Annotated in this window: 2 protein-coding genes; one reads left to right on the top strand and one right to left on the bottom strand. The window is 40.0% G+C overall.

Annotated elements, in window-relative coordinates; all coding sequences use genetic code 11:
• Positions 1-995: 995 nt before the first annotated feature.
• The gene (locus BP74_RS21560; RefSeq protein ID WP_496377624.1) at positions 996-2,222 is read left to right on the top strand and encodes a C1 family peptidase; all 1,227 of its coding nucleotides are present in this window, start codon (positions 996-998) and stop codon (positions 2,220-2,222) included.
• Positions 2,223-2,652: 430 nt separating this feature from the next.
• On the opposite strand, the gene BP74_RS21555 is transcribed toward BP74_RS21560, so the two are convergent.
• Positions 2,653-3,711, bottom strand: a 1,059-nt coding sequence (locus BP74_RS21555) for a T9SS type A sorting domain-containing protein (protein ID WP_496377622.1), incomplete at its 5' end; no start/stop codon positions are given.

The raw sequence follows: 3,711 nt of genomic DNA, 5'->3' as shown, positions 1-3,711 counted from the left end.
ATTGAGCATTGCTCATTGATCATTATTCCTCTTTCAACCTATGCCAGGACAGCTATAAACCATGCCTCTCCAACCTAACCCACTTCATCATTCGACATTCATTGTTCATCTGTTCGATATTCCCACCCTTCTGCCTATCTACAGTATACCAACGCCCTACCTGCAGTATAGCTGCGGTATAGATACTGTGTGATCACCACGCAGTATCTATACCGCAGGTAGGGAGTAAATAGGGGGCAGCTATATTCCAGGTAGGGAGTAGCCAGTACCTGGATAGTCTGAAGCCTGTGAGAAGGTATAAGAAAAACATTAATACAATATCCTTCGCGAGACTTGAAATCACATGTTGATGAGGTTAATAATTGCTACCAAATCAATTAGAATAATCGCTAATACGGGTGTCGGGAACGAAAAAATATATATTCACCTTAAGCCTGACCTCGTACAATTACCAATAAAGTTTGTAAAGCAGAGCCCATATAGTTGATCCTGATCAAAACATTCTATACAAAAGCACATTTAACAGATCAGTTGTTGTGTACAAGTTATGCACAAAATTGTTCCAGCTCTTAAAAAAGCTATTGATTTTCATATGATTATTGTATCAAATCAATTAGTATTTAAGTATTGCAATAACGGCACAGTTTTGGCTTACACTGCGCGCTGTGCGAGCAGTAATTTTACCTGTGTGGATTGTCTATTTTAATCGAGTACTTTTGACTTTGAAGACCTATCAGTGCCCTCTAATTTTGTATAAGACGAGTGTAGAATTAAAGAACAATATCTTAATCTTAGAAAAACCATTCACCATTAAGCCGGGCTTTTCCCAAGAACATATAGATTCCAGGTAGTGAAATGATGTGGGCTACGTGTAGCCAAACATACATAGTATGCAATGAGCATTGGTGTACCCGCCATATAGCTCTGCACTATGTCAATTGAAGAGTTTGATTTATTTAAGCCATAACCTTTTTATAACCTAAAATTTTCAGCAAATGAAAAACAGTAAAGTCCAATTCCTAACCGCTATGATAGGCCTTTCCCTTTTGTGGGTGGGCTGTCAGAAAAATACGGCGGATCAAAAAGCCGGGACAGAGACAGCGCAGTATGTAAAAAATTTCGGAGCTCTCCAGGTTAAAGCTGAAGAAATGAGTAAAGTACCACTTATCATTTCTTCTGATTTTGCCAAAGGCAATATAGAACCTCAGAATGCCCTAATGGCTTCCGCAAAGGGCAAACCTTACAGACCACCAACAACCACCGGTGATGTTACTCTTCCTAGTGTTTCAATCACTTCCCCCTCAAACGGCGCTACTGTTTCAGGAAATGTAACTATTTCCATAACAGGTACAGATAATGTTGGAGTGACCTCCATTAGTGCCACTGCCGGAAATACTAGTTTTGGACCTGTTGCTGCTTCTTCTGCCAGTTTTTCCTGGAATACTAGTGGATTGGCTGATGGGAATTATATCATTACTGCTACTGCAAAGGATGCAGCAGGTAATAGTAACAGTACAAACATTACTGTGGGAATCAAAACTACAATTACGGTTCAACCTCCTCCCCCAACTACTTTACCTTCCAGTTATGCTTTGGTGATGCCCCCGGTAATGAACCAGGGTAGTGAAGGATCGTGCGTAGCATTTGCAGCAGTTTATGCCCGTTCTTATGAGGCATATAAAAGAAGTGGTGCAACAAGCTATAGCCAGTCAACAAATATCTTAAGCCCGGAATATTTATTTAATCAAACAAAGACAAGTGCTACCTCCTGCTCGGGGTCTGCATTGATTACAACCTTTGATTTTCTGAAGAACAATGGAGTTTGTACCTGGAGCAGCATGCCTTATACATGGACTGATTGTTCATCGATGCCTAACAGTACGCAAACAGCACAAGCTGCCAATTATAGAATTGCCTCTTACTCTCAGATCTATGCATCTGATGTAACAGCTATTAAAAACATGCTGGTTGCTAATCGTCCCTTGGTATCGCAATATTCTGTTGACAATGAATTTTATGGTGCTACACCTGGATTTATATGGAGATCACTTAGCTCTGTAGTTGGTTATCATGCTCTAGCCATCTGTGGTTATGATGATAATAAGCATGCCTATAAAGTTATCAACCAGTGGGGTACTTCATGGGGTGATGCAGGTTATGGCTGGATCGATTATGATCTGTTACCTAAAGTCTCTTCTAATCTTTTGGTGATGAATTTTTAATTTCAATCATACTTAATAATAAAAAGGCTGCCTTCTAATGAAGGCAGCCTTTTTTATTTTCAGATTTTCAGGGCATTTTTTAAATGCATATCAAGATTAGAAATACACTTCCTTTAGGCATTCATCTCATTACATTATTCAAACCAATACTAAATATTGATATTAAATGCATATCGACGAACCACTCCCATAAGTATTACGTTAGATGGATCCAGGAATTAATAACCATTTTACAATAACAGGCAATAATACGCAAGCGATGAATTGATCCCAATATTCATCCTATTATTTAAACTGTTTATCGCCTTAGGAATTGTAATCTCAATAAATGAAAACTCATTGTATAGTCTGCAGCTTTACATATCTATAGAAATTATCAAAAAAAAGGATGCCCAATTGGGCATCCTTAAAATGTCGGCTTTTCTGTCGGTTATTCTTTTGCGTTTAGCAATTTACCGGTTACTCTTTCGCCGTTGACCGTCATAACGAAGATCAGGTTTTGCCTGCTGACATCAGGAACACGGTATTCAACTACCTGTTCTGTGTTGGCATGTACATATCCCTGGTATACCGTTTTGACTTTCTGACCCACCATGTTGAATACATCCAGTGATCCCTGGCCGGATACAGAAGATTTAATAGTAAATCTTACTTTATCGGTGTATGGATTTGGATAAGCACTCACTTTTACATGATCGGAAATGGTACTGGCCTGAGGAGCAACTCTTGCTAATACAACCAATGAACTGGTCACACAGGTTTGGTAACCTTTAAAGCTTGTACAACCATCAAAGGCATTGTTAATAGCATCTACAACGTCATTTACATCGCTGTAAGAAGGTACAATGCGAGGTTTGGAAGGTGTACCAACATTGGCACCCGGAGTTTTTGTTCCGCCCAACAGATCATTTGCGAGAGTTAACAGGTCGGCTACAGTTGCGGAAGCACCATTGTATGTAAGATAATTTACAACACTTTGGTTCATCGTGAATGAGCCCATACCTGTAACCAGGCAACCTGACTGAATTGGTAATGTCAGCAATGGATTACCTGCCAACCTTGTGTTCAGGGTCAAAGTAATTGTTTGTGATAACAATACATTATTGATCCTTCCCTGTTTGGTTGAATAGCTGGTAACATAACAGCCATTGGCTGCAGTTGACATAATACAATCGCCTTGTACCAATGCTCTTGGCGTTGTACCACCAGGCATTGCATTATTCAGCATTACAGAACTACCTGCAGGAATGGTAAATGAATGTCCTGTTCTGCCAATTGTCATTGACGTTGTCAACAATGCTGGCAACAATTTCAGGCCATTCTTATTACCCCAGAATCCTTGAGTATAAGAGCAATAGGTAAGGCATGGCTGAGAGCCGCCAACCGTAGCTGATCCAGATGAAGTACAACCAGCAGTACTGCGGGCAAGGATACTATAAGTACCTGCTGCCAATCCGCTGAATGTTGTACCTGTTTGTGGTGTGCCACC

The sequence above is a fragment of the Flavisolibacter ginsengiterrae DSM 18136 genome, assembly GCF_059568575.1.
Note: the sequence above shows the minus strand (reverse complement) of the source record. Positions and strands in the feature narration are given on the sequence as shown.